We start from the raw sequence: 16,898 nt of genomic DNA on the forward strand, positions 1-16,898 counted from the left end.
ATTCTAACAGCAGGAGGTGTTTGCAAAATGGCTTCAGATTCTGTGACTAACAAGAATGGGAATAAAAATGCCTTATGGATCGCCGGGATTGCTTTTACATTTTTCATTGCACTCTTAGGATTTTTATTAGCAAAAGTGCCTGGTTTTGACCATATTGGCCAATTGGCAAGTGCCATTATTATTGCAGTAGCATTCAGACAAATATTTGGCTATCCCGAAATGCTCCGTGCAGGGATTACGTTTTCGTCTAAAAAGCTACTTCGATTAGCAATAATTTTGTACGGATTGAAGTTAAATATCGACGTTGTCTTCAAAGATGGATTAGGGCTCTTAGTGAGGGATGCGGTCATTATTGCGTTTGCAATCGGGGCAATGGTGTTACTCGCAAAGTGGATGAAGGCGGATAAAAACATCTCCCTCCTATTAGGTGTAGGGACGGGGGTATGTGGAGCGGCCGCCATTGCAGCGGTTGCGCCAATCGTAAAAGCGAAGGATGAGGATACGGCAATCGGTGTCGGCATCATCGCACTGATGGGGACAGTATTTGCAATCGGCTATACAATATTGCGACCAATCGTTCCGCTTATTCCGACAGATTACGGCATTTGGTCGGGCATGAGTTTGCACGAGCTTGCCCACGTAGCGATTGCGGCTGCACCAGCTGGAGAAGATGCGTTAGCGATTGCGTTACTTGCGAAGTTAGGTAGAGTATTTCTTCTCGTCCCGCTCTGCTTTATTCTCATATATCTCATGAAACGTAAAAGCAAAGGGCAAGACGAAGAGCAGAATAAAATTGAATTCCCATGGTTCCTTGTTGGGTTCATCTTACTAAGTATTTTCGGTAGTTATGTGTTAGGGCATTCCATCCCTGTATCTGCTGGTTTTATGGAAGGCGTCAGCACACTCACAACTTGGTTATTGACTGCTGCGATGGTTGGTCTAGGATTAAACGTTAGCTTGAAGGATTTACGAGATCGTGCCATGAAACCGTTGTTGGCCATGACGATTGTGTCAATTTGCGTTTCTGTTTTAGCCTATTTTATTATTTGAACAAAAAAAGGACTCTTCGCTAGTGGAAGAGCCCTTTTTCATATAAATTAATGGACAGAATAGTTCTTGTGTGCAACGACAGTAAGATTGGATGCAGCTCCAATCCGGTCAGCATCATCGTCTGAAATCTTTACAATGACTGAGTTCTCGAGAATCTTTTGAATCGTCCCGTTCACTTCATGATCATTCCGAACAAATGTGATTTCTTCATCGATATGACGAGCTGAGACAAAATCAGAAACGTCTTTCTCCTTACGTGGAAAAGCCAATCGAATCCCTCCTATTGTCTTTTTTCATCATGCATTCCGAAAGAAAAAATGCTTAGGCTTGTCCTAAGCAAGTAGAATGCAAGATGAAAACAACTAGCTGATTGAAAACGATGTGCATCAAGTTGTCTAACACTAGTATAACATAAATTGTCGAACTTTGCTGAAACGTAAACGTATTAAAATGAATATAGTTGACAGAATACCTTAAGGGGTATATGATGTTTACTATAAAGTTAAGAAAGGAGCTGTTCGATTTGCATTATGATGATAAAGTCGTAAATCGACTTAAACGAATAGAAGGTCAGATAAAAGGCGTGCTACGAATGATCGAAGAAGGCAAAGATTGCAAAGAAGTCGTCACACAATTATCTGCATCTCGTTCAGCAATTGACAGGACGATTGGCGTCATTGTCAGTTCCAATATCATTTCCTGTATTCAAAATGCAGATGAAAATAATCCGATGACTCAAGAAGCCATTGTGAAAGAAGCTGTAGACTTGTTAGTAAAGAGTCGATAAAAAATCATTGACTCTTTTCTTTTTCTACGGTAATATACCTTACGGGGTATGGTAATATACAAAAGAGAGGGAGATTGAATTGACGGAAACAAAAAAGACGACCATTGTTTTATTCAGTGGAGAGTACGATAAGGCTATGGCCGCCTACATTATTGCAAATGGAGCAGCTGCATATGATCATGAAGTGACGATTTTCCACACATTTTGGGGATTAAATGCACTTCGAAAAGAAGAACAAATTCCCGTGAATAAAGGATTCCTTGAAAAAATGTTCGGGAAAATGATGCCGCGTGGTGCGGATAAGATGGGCATTTCAAAGATGAACTTTGCAGGGTTCGGTCCTAAAATGATCAAGCACGTCATCCAAAAGCATAATGCAATGACACTCCCACAATTAATCGAATTAGCGCAAGAACAAGATATAAAGTTAGTCGCATGTACAATGACGATGGATCTGTTAGGCCTTCAGCAAGAAGAGCTAATGGAAGGAATTGAGTACGCTGGCGTAGCTGCTTACTTAGCGGACGCTGAAGACGGCAATGTGGATTTGTTTATTTAAATCAAGAGAATCGAAAACAGCGCAAAGTGATCGATTCTTGGTTGAATGGTCACTTCATACAACAAAAATAGGAGGTTTTGGACGTGAAAGACATTACGACAAGTGAAGTGGCGAAGAAGTTGGCTGCAAAGCAACCAGTGCATCTGATCGATGTGCGTGAAGTCGATGAGGTAGCTCAAGGGAAAATTCCAGGGGCGGTTAATATTCCACTTGGTTTGTTAGAGTTCCGTATGCATGAATTGGATAAATCGGTTGAATACACAATGGTTTGCCGTTCCGGTGGCCGTAGTGGAATGGCGACACAACTACTTGAGAGTCATGGCTATAAAGTGGTTAATATGACAGGTGGTATGCTTGCCTGGGAAGGCGACGTGGAGTAACAAATTTTTTTATTCACCAATATACCCCTATGGGCATAAAGGAGTGCTGAAATGATACAGACAGATATGATTGTGGATGCGAAAGGTTTGGCGTGCCCAATGCCAATCGTGAAAACGCGGAAAGCGATGAAAGAATTGGCGCCGGGCAATGTTATGGAAGTTCAAGCGACGGATAAAGGATCGACAGCAGATTTGAAAGCGTGGGCGACGAGTGCCGGTCATCAATACTTAGGTACGACTGAACAGGATGGAACACTCACGCACTATGTAAGAAAGTCGAATGCTGATGAAATCCAGGAAAAAACGTACCCCCATATTGTTTCAAATGAAGAATTGGAGACGTTGCTTACGAATCGGGCGGAAATTATTCTTTTAGACGTTCGTGAAGAGGCGGAATATGCTTTCGGACATATACCCGGTGCAAAATCCGTACCATTGGGTGATCTTGATGCCGATTTGTCGATTGATAAAGATTCCCTGATCTATGTGATTTGCCGAAGCGGCAGTAGAAGCGATTTGGCAGCACAAAAACTGACGAATGCTGGGTTTGTGAATGTGAAAAATGTTGTTCCCGGTATGAGTGGTTGGAATGGAGCATTGGAAAAGTCCATGTAATGTGTGTTGATTTACAAACTAAACGAAATGTAAGAGGAGGATATAAGCATGACGGTTACAGCTATGACAGCAGGAGAACTTGCTAAAAAGGTAATTGCAAAAGAATCATTTTTCATCTTGGATGTGCGTAATGAAGATGCATTTGAAGATTGGAAAGTGGAAGGCGAAAATATTCAATACTTGAACGTCCCTTATTTCGATTTGTTGGATGGAGTCGAAGACGTTCTTGACCAAATTCCGACGGATAAAGACGTTGTGGTCATTTGTGCGAAGGAAGGATCTTCAATCTTTGTCGCAGAAATGCTTTCTGAAGAAGGAAGAAATGTTCACTATTTACAAGGTGGTATGAAAGCTTGGAGTGAGCATTTAGAGCCTGTTAAAGTCGGTGACTTGAAGGACGGGGGAGCCATATATCAATTCGTTCGTATCGGTAAAGGTTGTCTTTCGTATATGATCGTCTCTGACGGAGAAGCGGCAATTATCGATGCAACGAGAATGACAGATGTGTTTATTAACTATGCAAATGAACTAGGGGTAACGATTACAAATGTGCTCGATACTCATTTGCATGCGGATCATATTTCGGGTGGACGTAAAATTGCAGAGGCGGTCAATGGTGTTTATTGGCTTCCGCCAAAAGACGCAACGGAAGTGGTATTCGAGTATGCCCCGTTAGAAGATGGTCGGACAATTACAGTTGGGAATACGAAAATTGATATTCAAGCATTGTATTCTCCAGGCCATACAATCGGATCGACTTCCTTTATCGTCGATGATGCGTACTTACTTTCAGGGGATATATTATTCATTGACTCAATCGGAAGACCGGATCTTGCAGGGTTAGCAGAGGATTGGGTTGGCGATTTACGTGAAACGTTGTATCGCCGTTACCGTGAACTTGCGGAAGACTTAGTTGTTCTTCCAGCTCACTTCATGATTATTGAGGAATTGAATGCGGATGGTAGTGTTGCTGAGAAGTTGGGTACTTTATTCGCAAAAAATCATGGATTGAACATTGAGGATGAAGCGGAGTTCCGTGAATTGGTAACGGGCAATTTACCGCCACAACCTAATGCTTATCAAGAGATTCGACAAACGAACATGGGGAAAGTTGTACCAGACGAAGACACACAACGCGAGATGGAAATTGGTCCAAACCGTTGTGCAGTAAGATAAATCACACACACTAAAAGGAGAGATTTGAAATGAATATCGCAAAAGTATTAGATGCAAAGGCGTTGGCGTGCCCAATGCCGGTCGTACGTGCAAGAAAGACGATGAAGGAAATGGAAACTGGAGAAATCCTTGAAGTCCTGACAACGGATAAAGGCTCCGTTGCTGATTTGACAGCATGGGCAAAGTCTAGTGGTCATGAAATGCTTGACCAAAAAGAAGATGCAGGCGTCTTCACGTTTTACATTCAAAAAGGCTAATTAGCGTGGAGGGGTATCTAACCAGGTACCCTTTTCCTAATGAAAAGGAGGAATTACGAGATGGATTTGGCGTTTATCATTACTATATTCCTCATTGGTTTTGTGGGGTCTTATATTTCAGGAATGGTTGGAATCGGTGGCTCGATTATTAAATACCCGATGTTGCTGTACATTCCGCCAATGCTTGGACTCGTTGCATTTTCTGCACACGAAGTGTCCGGAATTAGTGCAATTCAAGTGTTTTTCGCCACGATTTCAGGTGTGTGGGCATATCGGAAAAGTGGCTATTTGAATAAAACACTCATTATCTATATGGGGAGTGCAATATTGTTAGGGAGTTTCATCGGCGGGTATGGTTCGAACTTAATTTCCGAGGGAACGATTAATCTCGTATATGGGATTTTAGCAACCATTGCAGCGGTGATGATGTTCGTTCCTAAAAAGGGACTTGACGATATCCCGGCAGATCAAGTTGTCTTCAACAAATGGCTCGCGGCTGGCCTTTCATTCATCGTAGGAATCGGAGCTGGAATTGTCGGTGCAGCGGGTGCGTTCATCTTAGTACCAATTATGCTTGTCGTGCTAAAAATCCCAACACGCATGACGATTGCAACGTCTCTTGCGATTACGTTTATCTCTTCCATTGGTTCAACTGTCGGTAAGGTTGTGACAGACCAAATATTATACGGCCCGGCAGCTATTATGATTGTAGCCAGTATTCTTGCCGCTCCATTAGGGGCAAAGGCTGGGCAGAAGATGAATACGAAAGTACTGCAAACGATTTTGGCAGTGTTGATTTTAGGGACAGCGATTAAAATTTGGTTGGATTTTTGAGTCAGTGAGTGACTTGAAGGTATTTGATAGAAGCGATGCGAAAGAGGATGATGTCCTTTTTCGTATCGCTTTTTTGGATGGGGGCTTGAGCTTTGATAACTGGAAAAGTATCCGGTGAACGAGTCAGATTGAAGATGAAAAAACGTAATAGTGGAGAATCGGTGATAAAGTGTCCCGAATCGGTGATAACGGCTCGAGAATCGGTGATAAAGTGCTCTGAATCGGTGATAACGTCCCCCGAATCGGTGATAACGCTGCATAACCGCTACGTGTCACTAATCAAACCGTTAAATTGTCAAAAGCATTTCTGCGCGACGTTTCACGCCATCTACTTTGATCCACCCGCGAAATCGATTCGCTGCGGGTTAGGGAAGATGCCTTGAAGACATGGCATACTAAGTGTGATTAATTCCTATAAAATGGGCGAGTGGTGATAAAAGCGGATTGAGCGGTGATAAAGTGGTCATAAGCGGTGATAAAGTGCGCGCGAGCGGTGATAACAAGACGTCGAGCGGTGATAAAACCTTCTTAAGCGGTGATAACTGGGAAAATACCCTGTTGACACATTCGTTTGATCAGGCATTCCATTAAAAAGAGGAGGATAGGATAAAACATAAAAAAATGCGTAAAGGCAAAAATTCGCCGGCATGCATTTTTTCTGCTTTACAATTTTTCTTTTTCATATGCATTAGTGGATTGGAGCGGAAAAAGGCCGACTCCTGCGGGATTGTAGCGCGAATGTTGAGACCCCGCAGGGAAAGCCGTCACGTAGAACGGCTTTTGCGAGCATAAGCGTAGCGTTGGGAGCAAGGATGCCTTAATTTCTGCAAAGTACGCAGAAATACGGCAAATCGAACTCTTCGTTGTTCGATTGGCTCAAGCACGCCCCGCGGAAAGCGTGCCTTTTGGAGCGCAGAGGAACGGTCTATTTAGAGTTCTGTCCCAGCCTCATCAGCAATTTACAAATTATTTAAGTGTTCTTGATGTGGCTTGGAGAATGCCTCCTTGGACTTGTTGAGCCATTTGCTTTTTCCTTGCGAAAATGAAGTATGAAGCGACGGTTAAGCCGGCGATTAAGAGCGTTAGTAGCGCTTGTGTACGTAGTGAGTCGATGGCAAGCATTGCAATGTATATGCCGATAATGCAAACTATCGAGAAATACGTAAGATATGGATAGAGCCACATTTTGATTTCAAGTGCGTCCGGGTTTTCTTTCTCCATTTTTTTGCGCATGCGCAATTGGGAGAAGGCGATTACTAAGTAGACGAGTAGTGCGACCGCACCGGATGAATTGATTAAAAACAGGAAAATGACATCGGGTGATGTATAACTGAAAATGACCGCGATGTACGAAAATACGGTACTAAAGAGTATTGCCCGGACAGGGACTCCTTTTTTACTTAGCTTCATAAAGGCTTTTGGTGCGTCGCCTTTTTTCGCCATCCCGAACAACATCCTTGAATTGGCGTACAATGCAGAATTTAAGCAAGATAATACGGCAGTTAAAACGATGAAGTTCATAATTTGTGCAGCTGCTGGGATGCCGATATAGTCGAGCACGGCCACGAACGGGCTGACAAGAATGTTTGCTGAATTCCATGGCAACAACGTAACAACAATCGCGATGGAGCCGATATAGAAGACGAGAATTCGCCAAATGACACTGTTTGTGGCAATACGAACGGCTTTTGTCGGATGATCAGACTCACCAGCTGCAATGGCGACAATTTCCGTTCCCATGAAGGAAAAGATTACAACCGTAATACCTAATAATACAGCGCCAAAACCGGATGGCATAAAGCCGCCTTCGCCTAATAAGTTAACCGTTCCAGGTGAATCAATACTAGGGAACCAACCGAAAATGACAGCCAAACCGAGTACGAGGAACAACCCAATACTGACGACTTTAATTAAAGAAAACCAATATTCGAATTCACCGAAAGACTTAACAGAAAAAAGGTTTGTCATTGTCAGTAATACAGTTAGGATCAAAGCCATCAACCAAAGGGGCATGCCAGGAATCCAATATTGGATAATTGCAGCGCCGGCAATGGCTTCGATGGCGATGACGACGACCCAGAAAAACCAGTACAACCAACCGATCGTGTAACCAGCCCATGGACCGATTGCTTCAGTTGCGTATGTAGAAAACGATCCGCTCGTTGGGTGTGCCGCTGCCATTTCTCCTAGCATCCGCATGACTAAGACGACTAAAAATCCTGCAAACGCATAGGATAAAATTGCCCCCGGACCAGTTGCGTTAATGACTGCACCACTTCCTACAAATAGACCTGCTCCAATGACGCCTGCAATTGAAATCATGCTAATGTGTCGGATCTTTAAATCAGGATTCAATTGTTGCTTCTGCTGTTCATCAGACATATGCTCATCTCCTTTTAAAATGACCTGTACCTGTAAGCGATTACAAATTAATTAAATGAAACTTTCTGATTACTATGTTAAGTCTACAGGAAATGGCTCTGTTGTGAATTGGACAAACTGTAAGGTGATTACGAGGTTGACTAAACAAACTGTTAAAATCGCCAGGATCCAACTTGTTCCTTCGTTCGGCTTACATTTTTCTGTAAGGTTACTAGGAGCGGATTATGAATGAATTCGATCTACATCCTTTTTCGCAGATTGTGATGCAATGTAGCGCTCCGCATGGATAGCTACTTCAAGGGCTAAACGATTTGCAGGTTCCATAAAGTCTTCGCCTAAAATGGCTTCCAACTTCTCTAATCGGTGATACAGTGTTTGGCGCACGATGAATAAACGGTCGGCTGTTTCTTTTTTTGCACCGCCGCATTCCAAAAATACACGCAAGGTTTCGAGTAACTCACTAGCCATCTCTTGATCATAGGCGATGACAGGCTCTAAATGATCTTTGACGTAAGCGGATAAGTGGTCAGTTGCGATTAATTCTGCCAAAAGGCGGTAGATGCCGAGTTTCTCATAAAAGGATGACGTTGCTAGGGAAGCTTTTTGTAAAGCAAGTACTTTTCGAGATTCTTCGTAGCTTTTCTTCAAATCTTTCACGTCATGATAAACGGCACTGCAGCCGAATCGGCACGTCGCACCGACTAAAGAATCTGCTTGGTCCAATTGGGCGATGTGTGAAAATAATTGAAGGAAGCGATCGACACTTCGTTTGGATTCTGCAGCCGACAAGAATGAAGCGATGAGCACAATTTCGTTTTTAGTACTTGAGACGGCAGGGAAAAACCCGTTTTTGTGACAAAGGGATCGAATCATCATCGAACGTTGAATGCGGATTTCCTCCCAGTCATCATCGTCCAACTCTACATAAAGGTCATCTAATTCGATCGTGACAACACGATAATACATGTTTCGGCTAGGTGTCGGAAGGAACGTGTTGAGATCGTCTCGGTCGACTGAACGACCATTAAGCAGATTCCGAACAAATTCTCCTTCACTCTTCTGCTTGCGTTCTGCAATTGTCCGACTGCGAAGCGCCACTTGAGCAATTGCAAGAGCAGCCCTGTCCAATAATAAAAATGTCATATCGCTCATCGGTGGCTGCGATGCTTCAAGGCAAATGAATCCTAATCGCTGCCCGAGTCCACGCACTGGTACACAAGCAAAAGTTTGTCCCTCTGCTACAACCGTCAGCTCATTTGAAGAAGGTGTATTGACCAACTCTAATTCCTGTTGCAGTACTTTTCCGACTTCCTTCATTTCGGAAGGGTAATGGATTGTTTTTTGTTGTTCACCAATAAAAAGAACTCCTTGGCGAAACACTTTGTGGAGTTCTTGTAAAATCTTTAAAATGCCATTTGGTGAAAGGGATAAGTCAATGAATGTTCTTGATAGAGTATCTAATTGAGAAAGCGCTTGGTGGTGCTGATTAATGATCATCGTATGCAAGTCTTGAGTAATATCAACAAATTTCACTGTTTTTTCGAATACGAGGATCGGGAAATCATGCGTGTCTGCAAATTCAATGATATCTTGAGGAATTTCATTGAAGTATGCTCCGAGCTCGATACAAATGCAAGCTACATTTTTTTCTAGCAGTCTTTTGACATATTGCAATTGTGTTGGTAAATCGAGTTGCAACCCAACCCCTGTCGTTAAAATTAATTCGCCACCATTGATGAGAGACTCAAAATCTCGTACTTCCAATACGTGCGCCCATTTCACTTGGCGATGTAGACCATTCTTGCCGGCGACAACTTTGGCATCCTTGAACAATGGTCGTTTGAGGATAGTCCCGACCGTAATTTGGTGTTTTTCCAATGAATATCCCTCCAAAACGTAAAAAAAGTCTCGCGATCATTTGACATAGTGTAAAGTGAAAAGAGAATGAATTGTTTGTAAAGTATATGGAGAAGTGTAACAGAAAACCTTTTGAAACCGCAAGTAGAGAATAAAAGGAGGAGATTGTATGCAAACAGTATCAGTTGGAAAGAAAACGCTTTCAAATTTTGTGAATGGACAATGGGTAAAATCGAGGACGGACCGATATGAGGAAGTACCAAATCCAGCGACAGGTGAAATTCTCGCTGAAGTGCCAATTTCAACAGCAGAGGATTTAGAAGAGGCCGTTGCAGTGGCAAAAGAGGCATTTGGAAAATGGAAGAAGACACCGGTACCACAACGTGCTCGTATTTTATTTAACTACCAACAATTGCTTGTGAAGCATTGGGATGAGTTGGCGAAGTTGATTACGCTAGAAAATGGTAAGAACTACAACGAAGCATATGGTGAAGTGCAACGCGGGATTGAATGTGTGGAGTTTGCTGCTGGCGCGCCAACACTCATGATGGGGTATCAACTCCCGGATATCGCTTCCAATATTGAATCGGGCGCTTATCGCTATCCAATCGGAGTGATCGGTGGCATAACGCCATTTAACTTCCCGATGATGGTACCTTGCTGGATGTTCCCGATGGCAATCGCGACAGGAAATACGTTCATCTTGAAGCCTTCAGAACGTACGCCGTTGCTTGCAAATCGTCTTGCAGAGCTGTTAACCGAAGCAGGTTTACCAGACGGCGTGTTCAATATTGTGCATGGGGCACATGACATCGTCAACGGAATCTTAAGTCACCCGGACATTCCGGCAATTTCATTTGTTGGCTCCCAACCAGTTGCTGAATATGTATACATGACTGGAACAGCAAATGGTAAACGTGTGCAAGCACTAGCTGGCGCTAAAAATCACTCGATTGTACTGCCCGATGCGAATATGGATTTAGCTGTAAAAGACATCATTAACGCAGCATTCGGTTCGGCTGGTGAACGTTGCATGGCTTGTTCAGTCGTCGTTGCGGTAGGTGACGTTGCAGACACACTCGTTGAAAGGCTCGTTGAGGAAGCTGACAAACTGACAATCGGTAACGGGATGGAAGAGGGTGTTTTCCTTGGACCAGTCATTCGTGACTCCCATAAAGATCGTACACTTTCATATATCGAATGTGGTGTAGAAGAAGGTGCGAAGTTGTTACGTGATGGTAGAAAGGATCAATCTACTTCAGAAGGCGGTTATTTCGTCGGCCCGACAATTTTCGACAATGTAACGAATGAAATGAAAATCTGGAAAGATGAGATTTTCGCGCCTGTCCTCTCCATTGTCCGTGTGGATTCTTTAGAGGATGCGATTGCCTACGCAAATGAGTCTGAGTTCGCAAATGGTGCGTGTTTATTCACAGATAGCGCAAAAGCGATTCGTCAATTCCGTGAAGAAATCGATGCAGGGATGCTTGGTGTGAACTTAGGGGTACCCGCTCCAATGGCGTTCTTCCCATTCTCTGGCTATAAAAAATCGTTTTATGGAGACTTGCATGCGAATGGGCGCGATGGTGTCGAATTTTATACACGCAAGAAAATGTTGACTGCACGTCATTCATATTAAGGGAAGGGAATGTGGAGCATATGACAACAGTACACGAGCAAACGAAGTCGTTAGTGGAAAAGGATCGGGAGAATGTATGGCATCATATTTCAGCCTATAATGAAAAGAATCCTCCGATGGTTGTAGAAAAGGGTGAAGGTGCTTGGATTACGGATCATAAAGGGGATCGTTATTTAGATGGAATGGCAGGCCTTTGGGCAGTAAATGTCGGCTATGGCCGAGAAGAAATGGCGCAAGCAGCCTATGAACAGATGATAAAGCTCGCATATGTCCCAATGACGCAAAGCCATGGGCCTGCCATTGAGCTAGCTGAAAAGGTAAATGAATTACTTGGCGGGGATTATAAAATCTTTTATTCCAACTCAGGGTCTGATGCGAATGAAGTCGCATTCAAATTGGCTCGCCAATACCACCAACAAAATGGAGAAGCTTCCCGCTATAAATTCATCTCTCGATACCGTGCGTATCATGGAGGTTCGATGGGTGCGTTAGCTGCGACAGGTCAAGCGTTGCGTAAATATAAGTACGAACCATTGGCGCCGGGGTTCTTGCATATTGCACCTCCCGATAACTATCGCCGTCCAGCGGGCCAGTCGGTGGAGGAATACAATCTCCAACGTGCACAAGAATTTGAAGAGAAAATCATTTGGGAGCAAAAAGAGACGATTGCCGGCATCATTATGGAACCGCTTATTACAGGCGGCGGGATCTTAATTCCCCATCCTGTATATGTTGAAAAAGTCCAGGAGATTTGCAATCGACATGGTGTGCTACTCATTATCGACGAAGTCATTTGTGGATTCGGACGCACAGGGAAAATGTTTGGGCATCAGCATTTTAACTGCAAACCAGATATTGTAACAATGGCGAAGGGATTGACGAGCGCATATTTGCCGCTTTCGATTACTGCCATTCGAAAAGACATTTATGACAAATTCGATACAGGGGAAGACAACAGCCATTTCCGCCACGTCAATACATTTGGTGGAAACCCTGCCGCTTGTGCGCTTGCGCTGAAGAACATTGAAATTATTGAACGTGAAAACCTCGTTGATCGTTCAGCAGAGTTAGGCGAAAGATTGTTAAAAGAACTGGCGGAGTTGAGTGATCATCCGCACGTTGGAGACATCCGCGGTTTAGGATTCTTACTCGGCATTGAAATCGTTGAGAATAAAGAAACAAAAGAGCCAGCTACCAATGCCCGTATGGCCAAAATCATGGGTGATTGCAAAGCAAATGGCTTAATCGTTGGCAAGAATGGTGACACGGTAGCCGGCTATAACAACATCATGGCGTTGAGCCCACCGTTATCGTGCACGGATGAGGACTTTGATTTTATCGTCGCTGTTTTGAAGAAAGTGTTTAATGAAAATAAATAATCATTGTTCCAGTACTCTTTAGTGAGAGTGCTGGGATTTTTTTGTGTGGATAAGTAAGCATGGGAGAATATGATAATTAGTGGCTTTAATTGTGAGTTGGTATTATAATGTAAATATTCAGTTGTTTTATAATGGTGGACATGTATAAATTTGTAATAATTTGTTGCTATGAGACGGAGTCTTAGTTGATAGCCATTAGGTTTGGTTAAATGTAGAAGTTGAAGATGATCTGATTTTAACAGCATTCCAGCAATAATTTACTACCTGTAAGCGTATTGTTTAACCAAAAGAATTGCACTTAACAGAGCAATTACAGATGAAGGAAAGTATCTGACGAAAACGAGTAGAGGAACCTCGAGGGAAATATGTAAAAAGGTTCTCTCAACTTCCTCATGGCAAGGATGTATGCAGACGAATCTGTACGTTTGAGCGCAGACTAATTAAAAGGGGGGAGTAGCATATCATTAGACATGACATCTTGACGATACGCAAACTGTGCATGAGTGATTTCGTGCACGTTGTAAATTGGAGCAAAGATGCCACTTTTTGTGAAGCCAATGGGTGGGAGCATAATAGAAGGGAAGAAGAATTATATAAGTGGTGGTTTCAATGCGTAAACAATGATGCGGCAGATTTTATCCGCATGGCAATTGATCTGGGGGATCGGTTAGTTGGTTACGTAGACCTAGCTAGTATTCACAATGATTCTGCTGAAATAGGCATTGCGATAGGTGAACGTACGTTATGGGGTCAAGGAATTGGTGGCGAAGCGGTTCGTTGCCTGATGAAGTATGCTAGTGAAACGTTAGGAATCACCGTGTTTAATGCGGAAACGAACGAAGAAAATATACGGGCTAGAAACATGCTTCAAAAACTTGGGTTTGTGGAGGCAAGTAGGTGCGGTACAGAAGAATACATGGGGAAAGATAGCCAACTCATTCAATATCGATATGTACATTCATTTTAAATAAAGTACGGCATGTCTTTTGTAAAGAAGAGGAGTTTTTGCATTGTGTGATTGAACAGTATGCGGGATATCTCTTCGTAGAGTTGTGTGGAAAAAGATTTTGGGAAATTGTTACGTTGTGAAACTACGCTTATTGAGGGGGAGAGTCTTTGAAAAAGCTTGTCTGTTTGTTCCTCGCTACTTTTGTAATGCTTGTAGGTTGTACGGAAGACGATGCTGCCAAGTGGGAAATCAGTCCAACTTTTACAGTTGACGATAAAACCTATCACGGGACGGAAGGAAAGTTCGGCATTATTAAGGCAAATGGTGAGGCGGATGAATCCGCATTTCCGGCAGGTAAGGGTAGGCACTACGAAGTGTATTTTTTGGACAGTGACAAGTCTTATGTTGGAGAAAAATATAAGATGATCGCCAAGCATAAAGATAGCGGGGAGACTGTTCAATTGTATGAATGGGACATTGTGAACAAACAAAGTGGTGCGAAATTTGCACTGGATGAAGCGGGAATTTGGAAAGTTGAAGTGGAGGTTGACGGGGAACCGTTGACGAGTTTTGTGGTGGAGGCAGAATGATATAGATATAGAATATGGGGCTTTTAAGGGAGCTTCAAGAAGGAAGGAAATTGGATTGAAGAAAGGATTATTATTGTTATTCGTAACCTATGCACTTGCGCTATTCGTAAACTTTATGCCATCGATTAAGTATCCGGATGGAAACATGGGCGTACTGAATGTTTTGACGTCGGCTTTGTTTGTAGGGGCTTTGCTGTTTGTTCTCATGAAATTTGCCTTTTACACCGGTAAGGGGATGAAAAGGTTGAAAGTTTTTCTAGCTGTGGGCGTGCTATCAGGTCTAGCCGTTTATGGTATTACTTGAAAGCAGCGGTATGAATAATGCAGTTCTGGATATTATTCTTTCCGTCCAATACCCATTGTATGTGCTTTTCATCACTCCGTTATTTGGTTTAAATGTTGTGATGAATGCAGGTTATGGCGTTTTCTCGGCGATCATATCAGTCGTGTACTTGCTTGCTTTCGTCTCCATGATGTGGTGGAAAAGGGTACCAGTAGAGAGTGTGTAGATAGATGTTAGCATCCTTGAGAAATCCAAGTGCCGTCACGAACGACGGTTACTTGGATTTTTTTGTAGTGTGGAAAGGGATGAGGGGGGAGTTGTCTGTCGGTAATCGTTTTAATGAAAATACTTCCCATTAACTGGGTGAGTGGTGATAACTTGAGGTTAAGCGGCGATAAATGTCTATTGAGCGGTGATAACGGAAAAAGACGAGTTGGAGTAGATCATTTTAGTATGAAAAATAAGTGTGAAATGTCTGGAATTAAATGAATGACCATTCAATATTTCTGCTATTCCTCATCACTTTTTTGCGGTATAGTGGAAAATGAGGAATTTTGGGTAGAGATAGAGGGGTGAATCATTTGTTGAAAAAGATGTTTCAGAGAGAACGACCGACGACACCCGAAGTGGAGAAAATTATTTTTGAGAAATATTATAAACGTGTTTATCATACAGCTTATTTCATTGTAAAAGATCCGGATTTGGCGCAAGATATTGTACAGGAAAGTTTTTTAAAGGCGTTCAGGCATATGGATAGGGTGCACGAAATTGAGAAGATTGGCGCTTGGCTGGCGACGATTACGACGAGAACTGCAATTGATCATTTAAGAAAAATGAAAAGATGGAATGATTTCGCTGCAGATGACGTCTTACTTAGTAAGGAGCTGTCTAATGCAGAAGTCAATGAGTCATCCATTGTGGAGATAGCAGCTGAAAAGAAGTTGGTGAAGGAGGTTGTGTGGAGAGAGATTGAACGATTGACGCCTGCTCACAAAGAGGTTTTGTATCTTTATTACTATGAAGATTTGACGTATGAAGAGATTTCGGAGATGTTGGGCGTGAAGTTGGCAACTGTCAAAACACGCGTACATCGGGCGAAGTTGAAGTTGAAAGAGACATTGGAACAGCAAACGGAACTGATGGAGGTGGTGCTAAATGTCAAAAGCTGAAAAGCATGAATTGGATCACATCATCCGTGAAGCATTGCAGAAGCAGATGGATCAAAATCCAGATCCTAAAATTCCAGTAGAAGAGGCATGGAGCCAATTTGAAGCAAGAAGAAAGAGTTTGAAAAAAGTGCGTAAACCTGGACGGAAAAAGTTATATGGTAGCACTTTACTCATAATGGCAGCAGCTTGTCTTCTCTTTTTCGCTCTTGGCACCCCTCAGCAAGGATCAGCATTCAATAATTGGTTTGTATTCTATCAAAAGATGCAAGGGTCGGTTGTTCAAATATTTGGTGGCAATACAACGCATGTAACTAATGAGGATGCGCCTTCGACCGAGATGGAAGATATGGGGTACCAAGTGATGGATATTGAATATGTGACGGAACAGCTCAGCCTGGAAGAGGCACAACCGCTAACAGCCTTTAACATCAAGTCGCCGATTGTACCCGCTACCTTTGAATTGGCAAGTGTCACGGTCATTCGTCCTGAGAATCAGCTCAGTACAGACATTACGTTAAATTATGTAAGCATGGATAAGCAACTGTCTATTCAACAGAAATTACTCGATGGGGAATTTGGATTTGGTTTGTCTGCAGATCGCATGGATACAAAAGTAAAGGAAATCGTCATTAATGAACGCCAGGCCAATTTGATTACATTTAAAAATGGAGTACGTCAATTAATTTGGACGACACCAAGCCGGTATTATAGTATCGAAGGGAAATTGGAAGAAGCTGAGATTGTTGCAATTGCAGAATCGATGTAAAGGGTATAGTATACGTTTTACTTTTGCTTTTTGCCTTGAAAAATATTGTATTCAATTTATTGGCATGACCAGAAGCCAAATATTATAAAAGTGAGTTAGATTATTTGGTTTCACTGGGGAAAAATAGATTATAATAACTCACCGCAAAAGGTGTCCTCTTATATAGGGGTGGGTGTTAGATTCAAGAATATAGATTATGAATCTCCCATGATTATGGGGGATTTTT

The 16,898-nt window shown here is 42.6% G+C and carries 19 protein-coding genes; 16 read left to right on the forward strand and 3 right to left on the reverse strand.

The window, feature by feature from the left end; genetic code table 11:
• Positions 1 to 27: 27 nt before the first annotated feature.
• Positions 28 to 1,050: a YeiH family protein gene (locus NRI27_RS14355; RefSeq protein ID WP_371391344.1), complete on the forward strand. Its 1,023-nt coding sequence runs from the start codon at positions 28 to 30 to the stop codon at positions 1,048 to 1,050.
• A gap of 47 nt (positions 1,051 to 1,097) precedes the next feature.
• Here the strand turns inward: NRI27_RS14355 and NRI27_RS14360 are convergent, their stop codons facing one another.
• The gene (locus NRI27_RS14360) at positions 1,098 to 1,319 is read right to left on the reverse strand and encodes a DUF2187 family protein (protein ID WP_317944917.1); all 222 of its coding nucleotides are present in this window, start codon (positions 1,317 to 1,319) and stop codon (positions 1,098 to 1,100) included.
• A gap of 254 nt (positions 1,320 to 1,573) precedes the next feature.
• On the opposite strand from NRI27_RS14360, the gene NRI27_RS14365 reads away from it, so the two are divergent.
• The 7 genes from NRI27_RS14365 (at position 1,574) to NRI27_RS14395 (ending at position 5,658) form a co-directional block, all read left to right on the forward strand.
• Positions 1,574 to 1,837, forward strand: a complete 264-nt coding sequence (locus NRI27_RS14365; RefSeq protein ID WP_371391361.1) for a metal-sensitive transcriptional regulator — start codon at positions 1,574 to 1,576, stop codon at positions 1,835 to 1,837.
• Positions 1,838 to 1,916: 79 nt separating this feature from the next.
• Positions 1,917 to 2,396: a DsrE/DsrF/DrsH-like family protein gene (locus tag NRI27_RS14370; protein ID WP_371391345.1), complete on the forward strand. Its 480-nt coding sequence runs from the start codon at positions 1,917 to 1,919 to the stop codon at positions 2,394 to 2,396.
• 83 nt (positions 2,397 to 2,479) lie between these two features.
• Positions 2,480 to 2,776 (forward strand): rhodanese-like domain-containing protein, encoded by a 297-nt coding sequence (locus tag NRI27_RS14375; protein ID WP_317944921.1) that lies wholly within the window; start codon positions 2,480 to 2,482, stop codon positions 2,774 to 2,776.
• A gap of 51 nt (positions 2,777 to 2,827) precedes the next feature.
• On the forward strand, positions 2,828 to 3,391 hold the full coding sequence (locus NRI27_RS14380) for a sulfurtransferase TusA family protein (RefSeq protein WP_371391346.1): 564 nt from the start codon (positions 2,828 to 2,830) through the stop codon (positions 3,389 to 3,391).
• A gap of 48 nt (positions 3,392 to 3,439) precedes the next feature.
• Positions 3,440 to 4,567: an MBL fold metallo-hydrolase gene (locus NRI27_RS14385; protein ID WP_371391348.1), complete on the forward strand. Its 1,128-nt coding sequence runs from the start codon at positions 3,440 to 3,442 to the stop codon at positions 4,565 to 4,567.
• Positions 4,568 to 4,596: 29 nt separating this feature from the next.
• Positions 4,597 to 4,824 (forward strand): sulfurtransferase TusA family protein, encoded by a 228-nt coding sequence (locus NRI27_RS14390; RefSeq protein WP_317944925.1) that lies wholly within the window; start codon positions 4,597 to 4,599, stop codon positions 4,822 to 4,824.
• Between the two features lie 60 nt (positions 4,825 to 4,884).
• Positions 4,885 to 5,658, forward strand: a complete 774-nt coding sequence (locus NRI27_RS14395; protein WP_371391350.1) for a sulfite exporter TauE/SafE family protein — start codon at positions 4,885 to 4,887, stop codon at positions 5,656 to 5,658.
• Positions 5,659 to 6,624: 966 nt separating this feature from the next.
• Here the strand turns inward: NRI27_RS14395 and gabP are convergent.
• A complete protein-coding gene (gene gabP / locus NRI27_RS14400; protein ID WP_371391351.1) occupies positions 6,625 to 8,040 on the reverse strand; it encodes a GABA permease in 1,416 nt (471 codons plus the stop codon).
• 222 nt (positions 8,041 to 8,262) lie between these two features.
• Complete coding sequence (locus tag NRI27_RS14405) at positions 8,263 to 9,918, reverse strand: PucR family transcriptional regulator (protein ID WP_371391352.1); 1,656 nt, start codon at positions 9,916 to 9,918, stop codon at positions 8,263 to 8,265.
• Between the two features lie 148 nt (positions 9,919 to 10,066).
• Here NRI27_RS14405 and NRI27_RS14410 point away from each other — a divergent pair, with 148 nt between their 5' ends.
• From NRI27_RS14410 to NRI27_RS14445, 8 genes are all read left to right on the forward strand, one after another.
• Positions 10,067 to 11,536 carry a CoA-acylating methylmalonate-semialdehyde dehydrogenase gene (locus NRI27_RS14410; protein ID WP_371391353.1) on the forward strand — a complete coding sequence of 490 codons (1,470 nt, stop codon included), beginning with the start codon at positions 10,067 to 10,069 and terminating at the stop codon, positions 11,534 to 11,536.
• A gap of 20 nt (positions 11,537 to 11,556) precedes the next feature.
• Positions 11,557 to 12,915, forward strand: a complete 1,359-nt coding sequence (locus NRI27_RS14415) for an aspartate aminotransferase family protein (protein WP_371391354.1) — start codon at positions 11,557 to 11,559, stop codon at positions 12,913 to 12,915.
• A 478-nt stretch (positions 12,916 to 13,393) separates the two neighbouring features.
• A complete protein-coding gene (locus NRI27_RS14420; protein WP_371391355.1) occupies positions 13,394 to 13,882 on the forward strand; it encodes a GNAT family N-acetyltransferase in 489 nt (162 codons plus the stop codon).
• A 149-nt stretch (positions 13,883 to 14,031) separates the two neighbouring features.
• A complete protein-coding gene (locus NRI27_RS14425) occupies positions 14,032 to 14,454 on the forward strand; it encodes a hypothetical protein (protein ID WP_371391356.1) in 423 nt (140 codons plus the stop codon).
• Positions 14,455 to 14,509: 55 nt separating this feature from the next.
• Entirely contained in the window at positions 14,510 to 14,758 is a 249-nt protein-coding gene (locus NRI27_RS14430; RefSeq protein WP_371391357.1) for a hypothetical protein, read from the forward strand.
• 10 nt (positions 14,759 to 14,768) lie between these two features.
• Positions 14,769 to 14,963, forward strand: a complete 195-nt coding sequence (locus tag NRI27_RS14435; protein ID WP_371391358.1) for a hypothetical protein — start codon at positions 14,769 to 14,771, stop codon at positions 14,961 to 14,963.
• A gap of 367 nt (positions 14,964 to 15,330) precedes the next feature.
• Positions 15,331 to 15,906 carry an RNA polymerase sigma factor gene (locus NRI27_RS14440; RefSeq protein ID WP_317945056.1) on the forward strand — a complete coding sequence of 192 codons (576 nt, stop codon included), beginning with the start codon at positions 15,331 to 15,333 and terminating at the stop codon, positions 15,904 to 15,906.
• On the forward strand, positions 15,893 to 16,672 hold the full coding sequence (locus NRI27_RS14445; RefSeq protein ID WP_371391359.1) for a DUF4367 domain-containing protein: 780 nt from the start codon (positions 15,893 to 15,895) through the stop codon (positions 16,670 to 16,672). The genes NRI27_RS14440 and NRI27_RS14445 overlap by 14 nt, the downstream gene beginning before the upstream one ends.
• Positions 16,673 to 16,898: the final 226 nt, after the last annotated feature.

It is taken from the genome of Sporosarcina sp. OR05 (assembly GCF_041414805.1).
Taxonomy (GTDB): Bacteria; Bacillota; Bacilli; order Bacillales_A; family Planococcaceae; genus Sporosarcina; species Sporosarcina saromensis.